Annotated in this window: 16 protein-coding genes; 10 read left to right on the top strand and 6 right to left on the bottom strand. The window is 71.7% G+C overall.

Annotation, left to right across the window (positions count from 1 at the left end; translation table 11 throughout):
- Positions 1–63: 63 nt before the first annotated feature.
- The 3 genes from AC3DEV_RS09610 to AC3DEV_RS09600 all read right to left on the bottom strand — a co-directional run bounded on the left by AC3DEV_RS09610 (position 64) and on the right by AC3DEV_RS09600 (position 2571).
- Positions 64–1071 carry a malate dehydrogenase gene (locus AC3DEV_RS09610; RefSeq protein ID WP_119193194.1) on the bottom strand — a complete coding sequence of 336 codons (1008 nt, stop codon included), beginning with the start codon at positions 1069–1071 and terminating at the stop codon, positions 64–66.
- Between the two features lie 114 nt (positions 1072–1185).
- Complete coding sequence (locus tag AC3DEV_RS09605; RefSeq protein ID WP_067719746.1) at positions 1186–1815, bottom strand: 3-oxoacid CoA-transferase subunit B; 630 nt, start codon at positions 1813–1815, stop codon at positions 1186–1188.
- Between the two features lie 3 nt (positions 1816–1818).
- Positions 1819–2571 carry a CoA transferase subunit A gene (locus tag AC3DEV_RS09600; protein WP_120286322.1) on the bottom strand — a complete coding sequence of 251 codons (753 nt, stop codon included), beginning with the start codon at positions 2569–2571 and terminating at the stop codon, positions 1819–1821.
- Between the two features lie 110 nt (positions 2572–2681).
- Between AC3DEV_RS09600 and pcaD the strand changes: the two genes are divergently transcribed.
- The 3 genes from pcaD to AC3DEV_RS09585 are packed head-to-tail and all read left to right on the top strand — an operon-like array spanning position 2682 to position 5528.
- Positions 2682–3473 (top strand): 3-oxoadipate enol-lactonase, encoded by a 792-nt coding sequence (gene pcaD, locus AC3DEV_RS09595; protein WP_067719754.1) that lies wholly within the window; start codon positions 2682–2684, stop codon positions 3471–3473.
- A gap of 35 nt (positions 3474–3508) precedes the next feature.
- Positions 3509–4297, top strand: coding sequence for an IclR family transcriptional regulator (locus AC3DEV_RS09590; protein WP_119193199.1), 789 nt, complete (start codon positions 3509–3511; stop codon positions 4295–4297).
- A gap of 19 nt (positions 4298–4316) precedes the next feature.
- Positions 4317–5528 (top strand): acetyl-CoA C-acetyltransferase, encoded by a 1212-nt coding sequence (locus AC3DEV_RS09585; protein WP_341254332.1) that lies wholly within the window; start codon positions 4317–4319, stop codon positions 5526–5528.
- A gap of 102 nt (positions 5529–5630) precedes the next feature.
- On the opposite strand, the gene catC is transcribed toward AC3DEV_RS09585, so the two are convergent.
- From catC to catA, 3 genes are all read right to left on the bottom strand, one after another.
- Entirely contained in the window at positions 5631–5912 is a 282-nt protein-coding gene (gene catC, locus AC3DEV_RS09580; RefSeq protein ID WP_119193192.1) for a muconolactone Delta-isomerase, read from the bottom strand.
- A 32-nt stretch (positions 5913–5944) separates the two neighbouring features.
- Positions 5945–7066 carry a muconate/chloromuconate family cycloisomerase gene (locus AC3DEV_RS09575; RefSeq protein ID WP_096905787.1) on the bottom strand — a complete coding sequence of 374 codons (1122 nt, stop codon included), beginning with the start codon at positions 7064–7066 and terminating at the stop codon, positions 5945–5947.
- A 103-nt stretch (positions 7067–7169) separates the two neighbouring features.
- Positions 7170–8036, bottom strand: coding sequence for a catechol 1,2-dioxygenase (gene catA, locus AC3DEV_RS09570; protein WP_256820711.1), 867 nt, complete (start codon positions 8034–8036; stop codon positions 7170–7172).
- A gap of 330 nt (positions 8037–8366) precedes the next feature.
- On the opposite strand from catA, the gene benA reads away from it, so the two are divergent.
- From benA to AC3DEV_RS09535, 7 genes are all read left to right on the top strand, one after another.
- Positions 8367–9800: a benzoate 1,2-dioxygenase large subunit gene (benA, locus tag AC3DEV_RS09565; RefSeq protein WP_119193189.1), complete on the top strand. Its 1434-nt coding sequence runs from the start codon at positions 8367–8369 to the stop codon at positions 9798–9800.
- Positions 9801–9852: 52 nt separating this feature from the next.
- A complete protein-coding gene (benB, locus tag AC3DEV_RS09560; protein ID WP_173674771.1) occupies positions 9853–10362 on the top strand; it encodes a benzoate 1,2-dioxygenase small subunit in 510 nt (169 codons plus the stop codon).
- Positions 10363–10453: 91 nt separating this feature from the next.
- Positions 10454–12448, top strand: coding sequence for a benzoate 1,2-dioxygenase electron transfer component BenC (gene benC / locus AC3DEV_RS09555; RefSeq protein WP_488371947.1), 1995 nt, complete (start codon positions 10454–10456; stop codon positions 12446–12448).
- The gene (locus tag AC3DEV_RS09550; RefSeq protein WP_472981151.1) at positions 12445–13278 is read left to right on the top strand and encodes a 1,6-dihydroxycyclohexa-2,4-diene-1-carboxylate dehydrogenase; all 834 of its coding nucleotides are present in this window, start codon (positions 12445–12447) and stop codon (positions 13276–13278) included. The genes benC and AC3DEV_RS09550 overlap by 4 nt, the downstream gene beginning before the upstream one ends.
- A gap of 136 nt (positions 13279–13414) precedes the next feature.
- On the top strand, positions 13415–14872 hold the full coding sequence (locus AC3DEV_RS09545) for an MFS transporter (RefSeq protein ID WP_488372055.1): 1458 nt from the start codon (positions 13415–13417) through the stop codon (positions 14870–14872).
- Positions 14873–14876: 4 nt separating this feature from the next.
- Entirely contained in the window at positions 14877–17756 is a 2880-nt protein-coding gene (locus AC3DEV_RS09540) for a helix-turn-helix transcriptional regulator (RefSeq protein WP_488371946.1), read from the top strand.
- Complete coding sequence (locus AC3DEV_RS09535) at positions 17753–19042, top strand: benzoate/H(+) symporter BenE family transporter (protein WP_488371945.1); 1290 nt, start codon at positions 17753–17755, stop codon at positions 19040–19042. Before AC3DEV_RS09540 ends, AC3DEV_RS09535 begins: the two co-directional genes overlap by 4 nt.
- The last annotated feature ends 73 nt before the right edge of the window (positions 19043–19115 follow it).

Below are 19115 nucleotides of genomic sequence, written 5' to 3'. Positions count from 1 at the left end.
CGACCATCCTAGGCCGTGGACGCCGGGGCCCGGCACACGCCGTCAGCCCCGGTGCACCCGAGGTCAGTCGGCCAGTCCCAGTCCGTGAACGGCGTCACGCTCCGAGACCAGCTCCGCCACCGACGCGTCGATGCGGGCTCGTTGGAAGTCCCCGATCGCCAGTCCTTCGACGACCTCCCACTCCGCGCCGCGGCTGCGGCAGGGCAACCCCGTCACCACACCCGGCACGGTGCCGTACTGCCCCTCCGACGGCAGTGCGACCGTGGTCCAGCTCTCCCCACTGGTGCCGTGCACCCAGTCGCGCATCTGGTCGACCGCCGCGCCGGCGGCCGAGGCGGCCGACGACGATCCGCGCACCGAGATGATCTCGGCTCCCCGGTTCGCGACCCGTGGGATGAACGTGTCGGCCAACCACTCCTCGTCGAGCCCGGAGGTGACCGGCTCGCCTCGTCGCGTCAGGTACGACACGTCGGGGAACTGGGTGGCCGAGTGGTTGCCCCATACCACCACCCCGTCCAGGTCGGCGACCGGCGCTCCCAGCCGGGTGGCGAGTTGGCTGAGCGCGCGGTTGTGGTCGAGCCGCATCAGGGCGGTGAAGCGACCGGCGGGGACGTCGTGCGCGTGTCGGTGGGCGATGTAGGCGTTGGTGTTGGCGGGGTTGCCCACCACCACCACCCGCACGTCGTCGGCGGCGTGGGCGTTGATGGCGCGGCCCTGTTCCCGGAAGATCGCCCCGTTGGCGGTGAGCAGGTCGGCGCGCTCCATCCCCTTGCCGCGCGGCCTGGCGCCCACCAGGAATGCCGCGTTGGCGCCGTCGAACGCGGTGTCCACGTCGTCGGTGATCTCGATCGACTCGACCAGCGGGAGCGCGCAGTCCTCGATCTCCATCGCGACGCCCTCCGCCGCGACCACGGCCGACGGGATGTCGAGCAGACGCAGGCGGACCGGGGTCCCGGGCCCGAACACCAACCCGGAGGCGAGACGGAACAGCAACGAGTAGGCGATCTTTCCGGCGGCGCCGGTGACGGTCACGGTGGCCGGGGTGGCGGTGACCGGGGTGGAGGTGCTCATGTGGGGCGGACCTTCCGGGGACGACGACGGGGTCGGTTCCCACAGTAGTGAGAAACCGACCCCGCCTCCCGCCTCCGCGGGCGGTGTACACCTGACGTCCACCCGAGGGTCGACTCAGGCGTGGATCTCGGCGCCCGTCTTCCGGCGGACCTCGTCGATCGTCACGTCCGGCGCCAGTTCGACGAGCCGGAAGCCCTCCGGCGCGATGTCGAGGACGCAGAGGTCGGTGACGACCCGCTGGACGCAGCCCTTGCCCGTGTACGGGAGCGTGTTCTCCTGCATGAGCTTGAGGTCGCCCTTGCGGGTGACGTGGTCCATCATCACGATCACGCGGTCGGCGCCGTGGACGAGGTCCATCGCACCGCCCATGCCCTTGACCATGGCGCCGGGGACCATCCAGTTGGACAGGTCGCCGGACTGCGAGACCTGCATAGCGCCGAGGACGGCGACGTCGACGTGGCCGCCGCGGATCATGGCGAAGGACTCCGACGACGAGAAGAACGCCGCCCCCGCCTCGGCGGTGATGGTCTCCTTGCCGGCGTTGATCATCTCGGGGTCGAGCTCGTCGTCCGTCGGGTACGGCCCGACGCCGAGGATGCCGTTCTCCGAGTGGAGGGTCACCTGCACACTCTCGGGAAGATAGCCGGGGATGAGGGTGGGCATACCGATACCGAGGTTGACGTACTGGCCGTCGGTGAAATCCGCGGCGATGCGGGCCGCCATCTGCTCGTGGGTCCAGCTCATGGCTCAGGCCTCCCTGGTGGTGCGGATCTCGACGCCGGTCTCCTGGCGGCCGACCTCGACGATCCGTTGGACGAAGATGCCGGGGATGTGGACGTTGGCCGGGTCGATCCCGCCCGGCTCGACGACCTCCTCGGCCTGCACGATCGTGATCCGACCGGCCATGGCCACGTCCGGGTTGAAGTTGCGGGCCGTCCCACGGAACTGCAGGTTGCCCATGGTGTCGGCCCTGTGGGCGTGGACCAGGGCGAAGTCGGTGACGATCCCGCGCTCGAGGACGTACTGTTCGCCGTCGAAGACCCGGACCTCCTTGGGCTCGGACGCCTTGGCGACGCCCCCCTCGCCGTCGTAGCGCAGCGGCAGGCCCCCGTCGGCGACCATCGTGCCGACGCCGGCCGGGGTGTAGAAGGCGGGGATGCCGGCGCCTCCGGCCCGCATGCGCTCGGCGAGCGTGCCCTGCGGCGTGAGCTCCACCTCGAGCTCGCCGGAGAGGTACTGGCGGGCGAACTCCTTGTTGGCGCCGACATACGAGGCCGTGGTCCGGGTGATCCGGTGCGATTCCAGAAGCTTGCCCAGGCCGAAACCGTCGGTGCCGCAGTTGTTGCTCACCGTGCTCAGGTCGGTGGCGCCCTGCTCGAGGAGCGCGTCGATGAGGACGGCGGGGATGCCGACCAGACCGAACCCGCCCACGGCCAGGGAGGCACCGTCGGGGATGTCCGCGACCGCGTCCGCGGCCGACGAGAAGATCTTGTTGGTCATGTCACGAACCCTATCCGGTGTTCGCATCTTGTACAAGTGTTCGCCCTTCGCACGATCTCCGCGTATCGTGGTCCCGAACCGGAAGCCAGACGCACGAGAGGACCGACACCATGCCCGCCACCCTGTCCCACGAGGTCAGCGGACCCCGGTCCGCCGACACCCCCGTCCTCGTCCTCCTCGGATCACTCGGATCCGACCGTTCGATGTGGGACGCGCAGGTCCGGGACCTGTCCCGCGACCACACCGTGGTCGCGGTGGACCACCGGGGCCACGGCACGTCCGAGGTCGTCCCCGGGCCGTGCACGATCGCCGACCTGGCCGCCGACGTTCTGGCCCTGCTCGACTCGCTCGACGTCGACCGGTTCCACGTGGCCGGGTTGTCGCTCGGTGGCGCGGTGGCCCAGTGGCTCGCCGTCCACGAGCCCACCCGCGTGCTCTCCACCGCCCTCCTGTGCACCGCCGCGAAGTTCGGTGAACCGTCCGGCTGGGCCGATCGCGCCGCCGCGGTCCGCGAGGGCGGGACGGCCGCGGTCGCCGACGCCGTCGTCGCACGGTGGATCACCGCCGCGCGGGCCGAGGCCGAGCCCGAGCTGGTCGCCGGGCTCCGTGAGATGGTCCTGGGCACCCCGGCCGAGGGATACGCCTCCTGCTGCGACGCGCTGGCCGGCTGGGACAACCGCGCCGAGCTGGGTCGGATCTCCTGCCCCACCCTCGTGCTCGCCGGGGAAGAAGACCCCTCCACTCCCCCGGAGGTACTGCGCGAGATCGCCGACGGGGTGCCCGGAGCGGACTTCGTCGTCGTCTCCCCGGCGGCCCACGTGCCCACCGTCGAGATCCCGGACCGCATCACCGACGTGCTCCGCCGACACCTCGACGCCGCACGGAACACGGGCGCGGCGTGACCCGCCCCGACGTGGTGTCGACCCCGGCCGGGTCCGTGGACGACGGCGGGGACCGCCCGGCCTCCCCCGACTTCGTCCAGTCGCTCGCGCGCGGCCTGGCGGTCATCCGGGCATTCGACGCCCGCCAGCCCCGCCAGACCCTCAGTGACGTCGCGCGCAACACCGGCCTGACCCGGGCGACCGCCCGCCGCTTCCTCCACACCCTCGTCGAACTGGGCTACGTGGACACGGCCGACTCTGTCTTCTGGCTCACCCCCCGGGTCCTCGACCTCGGGTACAGCTACCTGTCGGCGCTCCCGCTGACCGATCTCGCCCAACCGCACCTGGAGAAGCTCAGCTCGCGGCTCGGCGAATCCTCGTCCGTGGCGGTCCTCGACGGCCCCGACATCGTCTACGTGGGGCGCGTCCAGGTGCGTCGCATCATGACCATCGGCATCACCATCGGAACCCGGTTCCCCGCCTACGCCACATCGATGGGGCGGGTCCTGCTCGCCTCGCTCCCCGCCGAGGACCTCGACGCCTACCTCGCCGCGACGGACCTGCGGGCGCTCACCCCCCACGGCCTCGCCGACGAGTCAGCGCTCCGCGCGGAGCTCTCGCGGGTGGCCGAGCGCGGGTGGTGCGTCGTCGACCAGGAACTCGAGCCCGGCCTGCGCTCGGTGGCCGCCCCGGTCCACGACCGCCACGGCGCGGTCAGCGCCGCCCTCAACGTCTCCACCCACGCCGCCCGCTACTCCCCCACCCAACTCGACGACGAGGTCATCCCCGAACTGCTGGCCACCGCCCGCGCACTGTCGGCGGACCTCGCCATAGTCAACCGCTGAACCCGAACGAAGGAACCCCATGCGTGACGTCGTCATCTGCCAACCCCTGCGCACCCCCGTGGGACGCTTCGGCGGGGTGTTCCGCGACCTGGACGCGAACACCCTGGCCACCGACCTGCTCACCGCCCTCGTCGAGCGCACCGGCCTGACCGGAGCCGACGTCGACGACGTGGTGCTGGGACAGGGCTCCCCGAACGGCGAGGGGCCCGCCATCGGCCGCATCGCCGCACTCGACTCCCCCCTGGGGATCGACGTGCCGGGCATGCAACTCGACCGGCGCTGCGGCTCCGGACTCCAGGCGATCATCACCGGCGCACTCCAGGTCGCCTCCGGCGGCATGGACCTCGTGGTCGCCGGCGGCGTCGAGTCGATGAGCCAGGTGGAGTTCTACGCTTCCCCGAGCCCCCGCTGGGGCATCCGCGGGGACGGGATCTCGCTGGTCGACCGTCTCGGCCGGGCTCGCACGACCGTCGGCGGACGCTCGCACATCATCGACGGCGGGATGATCGAGACCGCCGAGAACCTCCGTCGTGAGTACGGCATCAGCCGGGACGAGCAGGACCGGTTGACCGTGCAGTCCCACCAGCGGGCCGTGGCCGCGCAGGAGTCCGGGGCGTTCGCCGAGGAGATCGTCCCGGTGACCGTTCCGCAGCGCAAGGGTGACGACCTCGTCGTCGACACCGACGAGCATCCCCGTGCCGACAGTTCCGTCGAGGCGCTGGCGCGCCTGCGGCCCATCATGGGCCGCACCGACCCGGAGGCCACCGTGACCGCCGGGAACGCCTCCGGCCAGAACGACGGTGCCGCGATGTGCATCGTCACCACCGCGGACAGGGCCGCCTCCCTCGGACTGACCCCCCTGGTCCGCCTTGCCTCGTGGGCCGTCGCGGGCGTGGCACCGGAGACGATGGGCATCGGGCCGGTCCCCGCCACCGCCAAGGCGCTCGACCGACTCGGCCTCACGCTCGCCGACATGGATGTCATCGAGCTCAACGAGGCGTTCGCCGCGCAGGCCCTGTCCGTGATGCGCGAGTGGGACCTCGACCCCACCTCCGAGCACCTCAACCCGCACGGCTCCGGCATCTCCCTGGGCCACCCCGTCGGCGCCACCGGGGCGCGCATGCTCGCCACCCTGTCGCGCGAGATGGTGCGCCGCGACGCGCAGTGGGGCCTGGAGACCATGTGCATCGGAGGCGGCCAGGGGCTCGCGGCGGTGTTCGAGCGCGTCTGACCGACACACCTCCCGCGCGACGAGGCCGCCCGCCCCTTTCGGGGCGGGCGGCCTCGTCGTCTTCCGCGGGACGGGAGTTCCCGGGCGGTCAGCCCGGCGCGATCACTCGATTCGCGACGGGTGCCGCGTCAGGGCCATGACCTCGATGTCCATGTACGGGAACAGCGGCAGCCCCTGGAGGATCTCGTGCAGTTCGTCGCCGGACTCGACATCGAAGATGCTGATGTTCGAGTACCGGCCCACGATGCGCCACAGCTCCCGCCACGTGCCGGAGCGCTGCAGCTCCTGGCTGTAGGCCTTCTCACGGGCCAGGGTGTCGGCGCGGACCTCGGGGTCCAGGTCATTGGGGATGTTGACGTCCATGCGGACGTGGAACAGTGCCATCGTCGGGCTCTCCTTCTCGTGTGGTGCCGCGGTCAGCGGCGGGTGAACTTGTCGACGGCGTCGTGGTCGAGCTCGACGCCCAGCCCGGGCCCGGACGGCAGGTGGACCCGGCCGGCCTCGTAGCGGATCGGGGTGGTCACGTAGGTCTCGGCGAGCAGCAGCGGCCCGAAGAGCTCCGAGCCGTAGTTGAAGCCGGGCTCGGCGCACGCGAGATGCAGTGAGGCGACGGTCCCGATCGGCCCCTCGAGCGACGTGGCGGCGTGGCAGGCGATCCCGGCCGCGCGGGCGATCGCCACGACCTCCTTGCCCCGGGTCAGTCCACCGAGCTTGGTGGTCTTCACCGCGATCACCCCGGCCGCGTCCCGGCGTGCCACCTCGAGGGCGTCGTGCGGGGACTGGACCGACTCGTCGGCCATGAACTGCACCGGCAGCGAGCGGTTGAGCTCGGCCAGCACCTCGATCTGCTCGGTGGGGGTCGGCTGCTCGATCAGCTCGATGCCGGCCTCGACGAGCGCCGGGAGGTGGACGTTCGCGGTGAACCGGTCCCAGCGTGCGTTGATGTCCACCCGAAGCCCAGCCCGGCCGTCGAGGCGCTCGGCCAGCGCCGCGATGCGGGCGACGTCCTCGGCCGGGTCCAGGGCGCCCATCTTCAGCTTGAACGTGCGGTGACGATCCGCGGCGAGGAGTTCGTCGATCTCCTCGACCATCTCCTCGAGCGGCATTGCCCCCAGGGCCCACGTGCACTCGATCGAGTCGCGGACCGCTCCGCCGAGCAGCGAGCGCACGGGTACGTCCAGCGACCGGGCCCACGCGTCGAACAGGGCGATCTCGAGGGAGGCCTTGGCGAAACGGCCGCGGGCCACCACGCCCTCCATCGCCTCGAGGACGGCGGGGATCTCGTCGACCCGCCGACCGACGGCCACGGGGGCCAGGTACTTCTCCACCAGGACCTGCATGGTCTCGGCGGACTCGCCTCCCCACCAGGGGCCGCCCGGTGTGACGCCTTCGCCGTAGCCCACGACCCCGGACTCGGTGGTCACCGCCACGAGCAGGATCGACTGGGCGGTGGCGGTGGTGGTGGCGAACTTGTGCGGCCTGATGAGCGGCACGTCGAGGATCCGTGTCTCCACGGAACGGATGGTCAGGTCAGACATCGTCGAGCCCTTCGTAGTGGTGGTCCGGCCGGATCGACCGCCGACGCCCCGGCCGCTCGTGGCGGCCGGGGCGGGCGGGGATTGCAGACGAGGTCGTCGCCGGTCAGGCCACGAAACGCTTCTCGGAGACGGGGTCCAGGACGAAGTCGTAGACGACCTCGTCGATCCCGTCCGCGTTGGGCTTCGGGTCCAGGATCAGCTCGGGCTTGACGGCCCCGGCCACGTCGTCCTCGACCCACTTTCCACCCTGGAAGTACAGCTGGGTGGTGATGAGGCGCTTGCCCGGGGCGGTGACCTTCAGGTGCAGGTGCGCCGGACGCCACGGGTGGCCACCGTAGCTGGCGATGAACTCGCCGGTCGGGCCGTCGTGCGGGATCTGGTACGGCGCCGGCTGGACCGTGGTGATGTGGAAGTTGCCCTCGGCGTCCGTGGTGAAGGTGCCGCGCAGGTTCCACTCCGGGATGCCCATGCCGTCGTCGAACTGCGAGTAGTAACCGTCGGCGTCGGCGTGCCACAGCTCGACGGACGCGCCCTCGATGCCCGTGCCGTCCAGGTCGCGGACCTGGCCCTTGAACACGAACTGCGTGCCCTTCTCGTCCTCGCGCATCGGCATGACGCCCACGGCGCCGAGGTCCGGGGCGTTCGGCACGTAGTAGGGGCCCTCGATGGAACCCTTGGTCCCGTTGAAGATGCGGCTGTTGGAGTCCTCGATGAAGTGCTCCAGGAAGACGTCCAGCCAGAGCGGCCACTCGCCACCCTCGCCGACCTCGATGAGCCACTGCTTGAGGACGCGGTACTCGTCGTAGGTGACCTCGTGCTCGAAGATCACCTCGGACAGCTTGGTGAGCACGTCCTTGTAGATGGCGGCCGCACGCTCGGTGCTCGTGTCGGACGTGAAGCGGCTGCCCTTGAACTTGTCCGTCGCGGCGGAGCCGGAGCCGGCGGCGGTGGGCACTGCGGTGCTGGTCATGACGCTCCCTCTGGTGGGGTCGGGGTGGGGGTCGGATCGGACCGGTGGGGCCCGGTCGATGCCCCTACTGTGCGCCGGATTCGATGTGTCGTCAATCACCGTCCACTACACATGTAGAGCGCATTTCGTGCGCGGAGCGAACGTTTTTCGGGCAATGGTGCAGGTCTCGTGCCTGGAGCCTCCACAGTGTTCGCATTGCGAACGCGGCACACCTAGGTATGACTAGGAGGTGCCCTAGTGTGATCGAACCCACAGTAGGGCACCGTGGAGGAACACCGGCAGCAGGCCGCATCGTCGCGGCCGGAACCGACCCCACGCTAGGAGCCCTCGATGTCAGATCGACTCGACCACGTCCAGGCCACCCTCGAGACCGCACTCGAGGACCGGCCCGCGGACGGCATCATCCGCGCCAACCGTCGCATCTTCACCGACGAGGAGATCTTCGAACTCGAGATGAAGCACATCTTCGAGGGCAACTGGGTCTATCTGGCGCACGAGAGCCAGATTCCGGAGGTCGGCGACTACTTCACCACCGACATCGGCCGCCAGCCCGTCGTGATCACCCGCGGCAAGGACGGGCAGCTCAACTGCCTCATCAACGCCTGCTCCCACCGCGGCGCGATGCTCTGCCGGCGCAAGACCGACAACCGCACCACCCTGACCTGCCCGTTCCACGGCTGGACGTTCTCCAACTCCGGGGAGCTGCTGAAGGTCAAGGACCCGCGGGACGCCGGGTACCCCGAGCAGTTCAACACCGACGGCTCGCACGACCTGCGTCGCGTGGCACGCTTCGAGAGCTACCGCGGGTTCCTGTTCGGCAGCCTCAACCCGGACGTGGTCCCGCTGGAGGAGCATCTCGGTGACAGCCGCACGATCATCGACATGCTGGTCGACCAGTCCCCCGAGGGACTGGAGGTCCTGCGCGGCTCGTCCACCTACACCTTCGACGGCAACTGGAAGCTCCAGGCCGAGAACGGGGCCGACGGTTACCACGTGTCGGCCACCCATTGGAACTACGCGGCGACCACCGCGCGCCGCTCGTCGGGTGAGTCCAAGAACGAGACCAAGGCGATGGACGCCGGCACCTGGGGCAAGCAGGGCGGCGGCTACTGGTCGTTCGAGCACGGCCACCTGCTCCTGTGGATGTGGTGGGGCAACCCCGAGGACCGGCCGCTGTGGGACCGCCGCCAGGAGCTCGCCGACCAGATCGGCACCAAGAAGGCCGAGTTCATGGTGGGAGCCTCCCGCAACCTGTGCCTGTACCCGAACGTGTACCTGATGGACCAGTTCTCGAGTCAGATCCGGCACTTCAAGCCCGTCTCGGTGGACAAGACCGAGGTGACGATCTACTGCATCGCCCCCAAGGGCGAGAGCGCCGAGAACCGCGCGGCCCGGATCCGTCAGTACGAGGACTTCTTCAACGCCACCGGGATGGCGACCCCGGACGACCTGGAGGAGTTCCGGTCCTGCCAGAAGACCTACCTGGCGGACGTCGCGCCGTGGAACGACATGACCCGCGGCAGCACCCACCAGATCACCGGCCCGGACGAGACCGCCCGCGGTCTGGGCATGGAGAACGTGTTGTCCTCCGGGGCCAAGACCGAGGACGAGGGGCTGTACCCGATCCAGCACGCCTACTGGCTCGAGACCATGCAGCGCGCGCTCGAGGCCGAGACCGCCGCCCGTGATGCCGCCGAGGCTCAGGCCCGCGAGGACGACGAGCGTCGGGCCCGGCAGCGCACGACCGTCCCGGCAGACGCCTGACCCGGCCCGAGTCGACCGCACGCCCCACCCCCGCCCCACGAAAGGCCTGACCATGACCGCACCCGCCGTGGCGTCGATCTCCGTCGACGAGATCTCCGCTTTCCTGTTCCGCGAGGCACGACTGCTCGACGACCGCCAGTTCGAGCAGTGGATCGAGTGCTACCGCGAGGACGCGATGTACTGGATGCCCGCCTGGGACGACGACGGTGAGCTCACGACCGACCCGTACTCGGAGATCTCGTTGATCTTCTACCCGAACCGGGCCGGTATCGAGGACCGGGTGTTCCGCATCCGGACCGAGCGCTCCTCCTCGACGTCACTGCCGGAACCGCGGACGAACCACCTCATCAGCAACATCGAGGTGCTCGACCGCCGGCCCGGAGAGGTCGACATCCGCTTCAACTGGCTGTCGTCGTACTTCCGGTACAACACCACCGACCAGTACTTCGGCACGTCCTTCTACACCCTCGACGTCACCGGTGAGTCCCCGCTGATCACCTACAAGAAGGTGGTCCTGAAGAACGACTACATCCACCACATCGTGGACGTCTACATGGTGTGATCCCACACCCACGCCGGCGCCCGCCCAGGGCGCCGGCACCCACCCGGTCGCGTGCGCGGCCGACACCGCCAGCGACCTGGAGTGAGACCCCATGAGCTATTCAGTGGCACTGGCCTTCGAGGACGGCGTGACGCGCTTCGTCAACTGCGGTCCGATGGAGACCGTCGCCGACGCCTCGTACAAGGCCCGGATCAACATCCCCCTCGACTGCCGCGACGGAGCGTGCGGGACGTGCAAGTCCCTGTGCGAGTCCGGCGACTTCGACGGCGGCGACTACATCGACGACGCCCTCACCGAGGACGAGGCCGCGGCCGGATACTGCCTGCCCTGCCAGATGGTCCCGCGATCCGACCTGGTCGTGCAGATCCCCACCACCTCCGACGTGGCCAAGACGGCCGCCGCGGCGCACCCGGCGACGGTCACGGCCGTCGAGCGCCTGGCCGAGGGTGCGTTCGCGCTGTCGGTCGAGTTGGACGACCGCGACGCCCTGGCGTTCCTGCCCGGCCAGTACGTCAACATCGCGGTTCCGGGTACCGACCAGACGCGGTCGTACTCGTTCTCCACCGGAGCGGACTCGCGGCACCTGTCGTTCCTCATCAAGTACGCCTCCGGCGGCGCGATGTCGGAGTACCTGGCCCAGCGCTGCGCCGTGGGCGACCGCCTCGAGCTGACCGGTCCGATGGGCAGCTTCTTCCTCCGCGAGTCCAGCCGCCCCCTGCTCCTGCTGGCGGGCGGCACCGGCCTGGCGCCCGTGCTGTCGATCCTGGAGACCCTCGCCGCCGCCGGCACCACCGACCGGCCGGTCCACCTCATCTACGGCGCCTCGTTCGACACCGACGTGGTCTACACGGACCTGCTGGACGAGTTCACCACCCGGATCCCGGGCATGACCTGGGACCTGGTCGTCGCCGACCCGGCCACGACCCACCCGAACAGCGGGTACGTCACGGGGCTGATCCGCCCGGAGCACCTGCATGACGGGACGACCGACATCTACCTGTGCGGGCCTCCCCCGATGGTCGAGGCGGTGCGCGGATTCCTCGACGACGAGGGCCTGCAGGTGACGCACTTCTACTACGAGAAGTTCACTCCCGCGACCGCGGTGCCCGACCAGTCCGCCGAGCCCGCCGCGGAATCGGCGGAGCCGACGGAGGAGGCCGCCCTCGTCGTCGACACCTCCCCCTCCACCCCGGAGACGGAGCCCGCGGCACCCGCCGCGGCCACCACGGCCCCGGCCGCACCACACGGGCCGGCCCGGATCATCTCGCGCCGCCCCGGGGACCCCGTGCCGGCCATCGAGGCCCGACCGGTCGGCTACACCCCGCCCGCCCCCGGCGGACACACGGCGCCCGCCACCCGGACCGCCGAGCCGGTGACGAACATCGCCGCGCGCCCGGTCGGTTTCACCCCGCCGACCCCGGGCGGGCACGCCGTGCCCGCCGACCGCGCGACCGAATCCCCCGCGCCCATCGCCGCACGCCCGGTCGGTTACGTCCCGCCGCAGGTCACGCTCGCGCCCCGGTCACCCGCACCCACCGCGGGCACCACGACCACGGTGTCCCTGGCCGGCGGGAACCGCTCCGAGACCATCACGTCGGCCCCCGGCGTCGTCAGTGGCGAGGTGCATCCCGCGATCCGCCACTCCGACGCCCAGTTCGACGCCCGCATGGCGCTCGAGCTCGGCGTGATCGAGCTGACCATGGGACGTCTCGACGGCGCCCGCCTCGCCGAGTTCCGGATGCTCGCCGAGTCCGCCAACCAGTACATCGAGGGCGATCGGTTCCTCGACCCCGAACGGTTCACCGCCGCGAACGCCCAGTTCCACGAGTTCCTGTTCCGCTGCACCGGCAACGACTCGCTGCTGCAGGCCTACCGCATGCTGGAGGTGACCCAGGTGATGAACAGCGTCCTGCCCGACGCCCGCTGGGTGTCCGAGGACATCGTCCCCGAGCACCTGGAGATCGTCGCGGCCTTCGAGACGGGCGACCGCGACGCCGCCCGGTACCTCATCCGTCGGCACAGCGAACACGCCAAGGCCACCATGCGTACCGCACTGGACCAGCAGGCCGTGGAGGCGGCGTCGTGAGCGCGCCCGTCGGCGAGTACGACCCCGTCCCGCCCGTCGTCTCCCCCGGTCGCTTCGCCGGCCGGTCGGTGCTCATCACCGGCGCCGTCCAGGGGATCGGCCGCACCGTCGCCGACCGGGTGGTCCGCGAGGGCGGGCTGGTCACCGTGGTGGACCGGGCCGACCTCATCACCACGGTCGCCGACGAGCTGACCGCGGTGTCCCCGGACGGCCACCGGGTCGTGCCCGTGGAGGCCGACCTGGAGACGTTCGAGGGTGCCGAGTCGTCGGCCCGTGCGGCGTTGGACGCCCACGGCCGGATCGACGTGCTCATCAACAACGTCGGTGGCACCATCTGGGCCCGGCCGTACCACGAGTACTCGGCCGAGCAGATCGAGGCCGAGGTCCGCCGCTCCCTGTTCCCCACGCTGTGGATGTGCCGGGCGGTCCTGCCGTCCATGGTCTCGGCGGGCGCGGGCACGATCGTCAACGTCTCCTCCGTCGCCACCCGCGGGGTCAACCGTGTCCCCTACGCCGCCTCCAAGGGCGGCGTCAACGGCCTCACCTCGGCGTTGGCGCTGGAAGCCGCGCCGCACGGGGTGCGGGTGGTGGCCACCGCCCCCGGCGGAACCCTCGCCCCCGAACGACAGATCTCCCGCGGCGGTGACGCCCGCACCGACCAGGAGAAGACCTGGTACTCGGAGATCGTCGAGCAGACCGTCGACTCGACCGTGATGGGTCGCTACGGCACCCTCCACGAGCAGGCCGCGCCGATCTGCTTCCTCGCCTCCGACGAGGCCTCCTACATCACCGGATCCGTCCTCCCCGTCGCCGGCGGCGACCAGGGCTGAACCGCCTGCCACCCCGGGCTGAACGCCCTGCCCCCCCCCCACCGAACGGAGCCATTCCGTGTCCTCGAGCACCCCTGCGCCCTCCAGCCGCCCCGTCCCCTCCAGCCCGCCCGGGAGGACCGCCCCCGCCCCCGATGTGTGGGAGTCCCCCGCCCACCGCCGCACGGTCTACGGTGTCCTCGCCGTGGTGGCGCTCGCCATCCTCTTCGACGGCTACGACCTCGTCGTCTACGGCGCCGTCCTGCCCACCCTCATGGCCGACCCCACCCAGATCGGCGCCCTCGGCGCGGCTCAGGCCGGCGCACTCGGCTCGTACGCCCTCGTCGGAGTGATGATCGGCGCCCTCACCGCCGGCGCGGTCGGTGACCGCATCGGCCGACGCCGGATCATGCTCGGCGCCATCGCCTGGTTCTCCGTCGGGATGGCCGCCACCGCGTTCGCCCGCGACATCACCACGTTCGGCGTCCTGCGCCTGCTCACCGGGCTGGGGATCGGCGCCATCGTCGCCACTGCCGGTGCGATCATCGCCGAGTTCGCCCCCGCCGGGCGTCGCAACCTGTTCAACGCGGTCGTCTACAGCGGGATCCCCGCCGGCGGTGTCCTGGCCTCCGCGCTGGCCATGGTGCTGCGGGACCACATCGGATGGCGCGGCCTGTTCCTCATCGGCGCCGTCCCGCTGGTGCTGGTCCTTCCCTACGCCTGGTTCGCACTCCCCGAGTCCCCGCGGTGGCTGGCCTCCCGCGGCCGCACCCGCCAGGCCGCCGAGGTGTGCGCCAGCAGGGGCCTGCCGCTCGAGATGGCCGCGGCGCCGGGCGCGCCCCTCACCGCCGACACGACGCCTCGCGATGACCACGACGACGACAAGGTGGTCGCCCGCACCGGCTTCGCCGCCCTGCTGTCCCCCGACTACCGCCTCGGCACCCTGCTCCTGGGGTTCATGAGCTTCGCCGGCCTGCTGCTCACCTACGGCCTCAACACCTGGCTGCCGACGATCATGGAGAACTACGGCATCGACGCCAAGAGCTCCCTCGGCTTCCTGCTCGTCCTCAACGGCGGCGCGATCGTGGGCGGTCTCGCGGCCTCGTGGCTCGCCGACCGGCACGGGCCGCGCGTGATCGTCGCCTGCTCCTTCGTCCTGGCCACGCTGGCCCTGGTCGCCATCACCGTGTCCCCACCGTTCGTCCTGGTCGTCGCCCTGGTCGCGGCTGCCGGCATGGGCACGATCGGCACGCAGGTCCTGCTGTACGGGTTCGTCTCCAACTACTACGAGACGGGCGCACGCGCCGCGGGTGTGGCGTGGTGCGCGGGGTTCGGACGCCTCGGCGGCATCCTCGGTCCCGTCATCGGCGGATTCCTCGTCGCCGCCGGACTGGAGGCCGACACCTCCTTCCTCGTGTTCGGCGGGATCGCCCTCGCCGGCGCCGCCCTGACCCTGGCCGTGCCCCGCTCACCCGCCCAGTCCGAGCCCGTCGCGGTCCCCGACGAGATCACGCCGCTGGACTTCGACCCGCCGGCCACAGCGGTGGCCGGGGAGGGAGCCGGGGAGCCCGTCGCCGCGGAACCGGTCGAGCACGCCGGGTCGGATCTACGCTGACCGCATGACCTTCGCCCACCCCGTCCCCCGCTACGGTCACCACCGCGCCGCGGATCGTCTCCACTCGATCCACGGCGCGGTGGCGGGCAAGCGGTCGACGACCGTGCTGGTCACCGCCGCCGACGGTGGGGGCAAGAGCCACCTCGTCGATTCCGTGGTCGCCGAACTCGCCGGGGTCACCTCGGTGCTCGTGCGGGCGCTGCCGTGGGAGAAGGACACGAAGCTCGTCGTGGCCGCCCGGGTCCTCGAGCGCCTGCCCCGGCCCGACACCGAACCCCCACGTCGCGCAGGGGCCGCAGAGACGGCCGGGGTCGCCGGGGCAGCGGGGGCCGCAGAGACGGCCGGGCCGGTCGGTGACGTCGTGCTCGTCGAGGCCCTGGCCCGGGCGTTCGTCACCGCCGGCCCCGGCGCGGTGGTGGTGATCGACGACGCCGAGTACTCCGATCCCGACTCCCTGCGTGTCCTGGCCTCCGCGGTGGAGGCGGCCGGCCGGGCCTCCGTCATGCTCGTGCTGACCCTCGGCAGCCCCGCGCACGGTCCCTCCGCCGAACTGTGCGCGGAACTGGCCCGCGAGACGGTGCGGCTGGGAGCCCTGGACCAGTCCGAGATCCGGACGCTCGTCGCGACCCGGACCGGGCGCGAACCGTCCGCGGCGGCGGCCCGGCGTCTACTGGACTACACGGGCGGCGAGGCGGGTGCCGTCGCGACGGTCGCCGATCAGGCACCCGACTCGTGGTGGATCGCCCCCTTCTCCGTTCCGCCGCTGCCCGCCTCCGTCGAGCGGGAGACGGCGGCCCTGCTCGCCGCGATGGTGCCCGGACAGCGGGAGGTCATCGAGGCTGCCGCCGTCCTGTCTCCCCCCGTCACGCTCGAGTCGCTGACCGCGCTCATCTCCGCGCGGGGCGGGACCGTCCCCGGCCCCGCGCTCGTGTCCGCCGCCCTGGACGCCGCCCACACGGCGGACCTGGCCCAGGTGGACCTCTCCCCCGGCGCCGCGACCGTCCGGTTCCGCTCCCCACTGTTGCGGACGGCGGTCCTGCGCGGCGTACCGCCCAGCGAACTGCTCCACCTGCATGCGCTGGCCGGCCGCGTCGCCGAGGCCGCCGACGACGTCGACGGCGCGCTCGACCACCGCGCCTCCGCGTCGACGGGGCCCGATGCGGACCTGTCCGAGACGCTGCGCGCCCGCGCGCTCGTGCACGCCCGCGCCGGTCGATGGAGCTCGGCCGGCCACGCCTACCTCACCGCGGCGGCGCTCACCCCGGACGGCGACCGCGCCCGCGACCTGCACATCGACGGGGTCGACGCACTCATCAACGCGGGCCGGATCAGCGAGGCCCGATCACTGGCCCAGGGGCTGGAGCGGGTTCGGTCGGATCCCCGGCGGGACGCCGTGCTGGGATCCCTCGCGGTGCACCTCGGGCACGCCGGGGAGGCCCAGGTCCTGCTCGACCGCGCCCTCGCCGCCCGCGAGGGCGGCGTCCCGGGTTCTCCCGCCGCGGACCCGGTCGCCCTGGCCCAGAAGTTCGTCGTCCACTCCCTGTGCGAGTGGCGACCGACCCGCATCCGCCACTGGACACGGGTGGTCACCGGCAGCGGGCGCCCGGACCAACCCGAGTTCGAGGAGGCCCGGGCCATCGAGATGCTGGGCCGCGCGATCGAGGGCGCGGGCGGTCCCGACGCGTCCCCCGCCGTCGATGACCGGCTCGCCGGTCTCGCGCCGGCCGTGGCCCAGCGCTTCGAGATGGCGGCGGGGTGGATCGCCCTGGCTCGCGACGACCTGGAGACCGCCCGCCGGCACCTGGGGTCCGCCGTCCCCACGGCGGACGTCTCGGGCTCCGCACGCATCTCCATCTGGGCCCAGGCGTGGCTCGCCCGCACGCTCCTGCTGCGCGGCGACTGGGATGACGCCCTGCGGGTGGTGGACACCGCCGCCCGCAGGGTCGACGATCTCGAACTGGACCTGCTGGCCCCGGTCGTGCACTGGCCCGGCGCCGTCATCCGGTCCATGCGGGGTGACCACCTCGGGGCGGCCGCCCACCTGCGCAATCTCACGACCAGCGCCGACGCCTACCCGGTCCAGGTCATCCCGTCGGCGATGGCGCGGATGCAGGTGGCGGCCTCGTCCGGTGACTACACGTCCGTGCGTCTGGCCGCCGAGCCCCTGGTGGCCCTGTCCCGCGAGCTCGACATCGATCAGCCCGGGTACTGGCCGTGGCACGACCTGTACTCCCACGCTCTCGTCCTCGCGGGTCGGCTCGACGAGGCGGAGGACCTCATCGGTCCCGCCGAGGCCCGCGCCGAGCGCCAGGGCCACCGTTCCACCCTCGCCCGGCTCGGGGCGGTGCGCGCCCGGGTCGCCGCGGTGCGCGGGGACGTGGACGAGTGCAACCGGATCTTCCGCCGCAGTCTCGACCACCTCGACGGCCTGGCCATGCCCTACTACTCGGCACGCATGCACTTCGGCTACGGGCAGACCCTGCGCAGGGCCGGCCGGCGCCGGGAGGCGCACCTCGCGCTGGGTACCGCCCGCGACATCTACGAGCAACTGGGGGCCCGCGCCTACGTGGAGCGGTGCGATCGCGAACGCCGCGCGGGCGGCGTGGACGTGGCCAGGACAGGGGGCAACAGCACCCTGACGCCCCAGGAGAGTGCGGTCGCGACGCTCGTCGCCGCGGGCCGGACCAACGCCCAGGCGGCCGAGGAGTTGTTCCTGTCGGTCAAGACCGTCCAGTACCACCTGACCCGCATCTACTCGAAGCTCGGAGTGAGCGGTCGCACGGAACTGGCCGCCCACGTCTCCCGCAGCAGCGAGCCCTTCCGTACCGACTCGCCCCGTATCGATTCCCTGCGTACCGACCCCGACCCCACGGGAGACCTGTGAGCAACGGAACCCCGGACGACACCACCGTCCGCCCCGCCGACCCGACCGCGACCGGCCAGCCGCCCGCGCGCGGCCGCCGACGCGACTCCGCCCCGGTGGCGCGCCCCTCGCCCCGCCGGGTGCTCGCCGACCTCGGCCCCCGCGAGTTCGCCAACGCGCTGATCGCGCTCGTGTTCTCGGCGACCGGCCCCGTCGCCGTCATCCTCGCCGCCGGTGGGCAGGGCGACCTGTCCCCCGCACAGTTGTCCTCGTGGATCTTCGGCGTGTTCTTCGCCAACGGACTGCTCACCATCATCATGAGCTGGGCCTACCGCACGCCGCTGGCGTTCTTCTGGACCATCCCGGGCACCGTGATCGTGGGCAACTCACTCGGGCACCTGCGGTGGTCGGAGGTCCTAGGGGCCTACGTCGTGACCGGGGTGCTGATCCTGCTGGTCGGGCTGACCGGCCTGGCCCGCCGGCTCATGGACTGGATCCCCATGCCGATCATCATGGCGATGGTCGCCGGGGTGTTCCTCCGGTTCGGGCTGGGACTGGTCGAGGCCGTGTGGGCCTCCGTCGCGGTGGCCCTGCCGATGGCGATCGCGTTCCTCGTCGTCGGCGCCGTCCCCCGCCTGGCCAGGGTGGTACCGCCCATCCTGGCCGCGATGGTCGTGGGGATCGTCGCCGTGGTCCTGTCCGGTGGGCTGTCGCGCGGCGTGCTCGACGACGGACTGATCGCCGCCCCCATGCTGCAGGCCCCGGAGTTCACCCTCCGGGCGATCGCCGAGCTGGTCGTGCCACTGGCCATCACCGTCCTCGTGGTGCAGAACGGTCAGGGCATCGCGGTCCTGCGCGCGAAGGGCCACCACCCCCCGGTCTCGGCGTGCGCGGTGGCGTGCGGCGTCTGGTCCCTGCTGGTCTCGGCGGTCGGCGCGGTCTCGACGTGCCTGACCGGACCGACGAACGCCCTGCTCGTCTCCTCCGGTGAGCGCGACCGCCACTACGCCGCCGCGATCGCCAACGGCGGCCTGGCCCTGGTGGTGGGCGTCTTCTCCCCGGCCTTCGTCGGGCTCATCCTCGGCACGCCCGCGGCGTTCATCGCGGCCCTCGGCGGGTTGGCGATGCTCGCGCCGCTGCAGTCGGCGTTCGTCACCGCGTTCCGGACCGACCGGGCACTCGGACCGCTCGTGTGTCTGCTCGTCACCGTCGCGGACGTCTCGCTGCTCGGGATCTCGGCGCCGTTCTGGGGCATCGTGCTGGGGATGGCCGTCTCGGCGCTGCTCGAGCGGCGCGCGGCGGTCTGACCCGGCGCCCACCCGGGCCGGAGACGACAGAAGGCCCCCGCCGAGTGGCGGGGGCCTTCTCACGGGTCCGGTG

It is taken from the genome of Dietzia sp. IBK-p2-15D (genome assembly GCF_057773105.1).
This window is presented reverse-complemented; position numbering and strand designations above follow the sequence as displayed.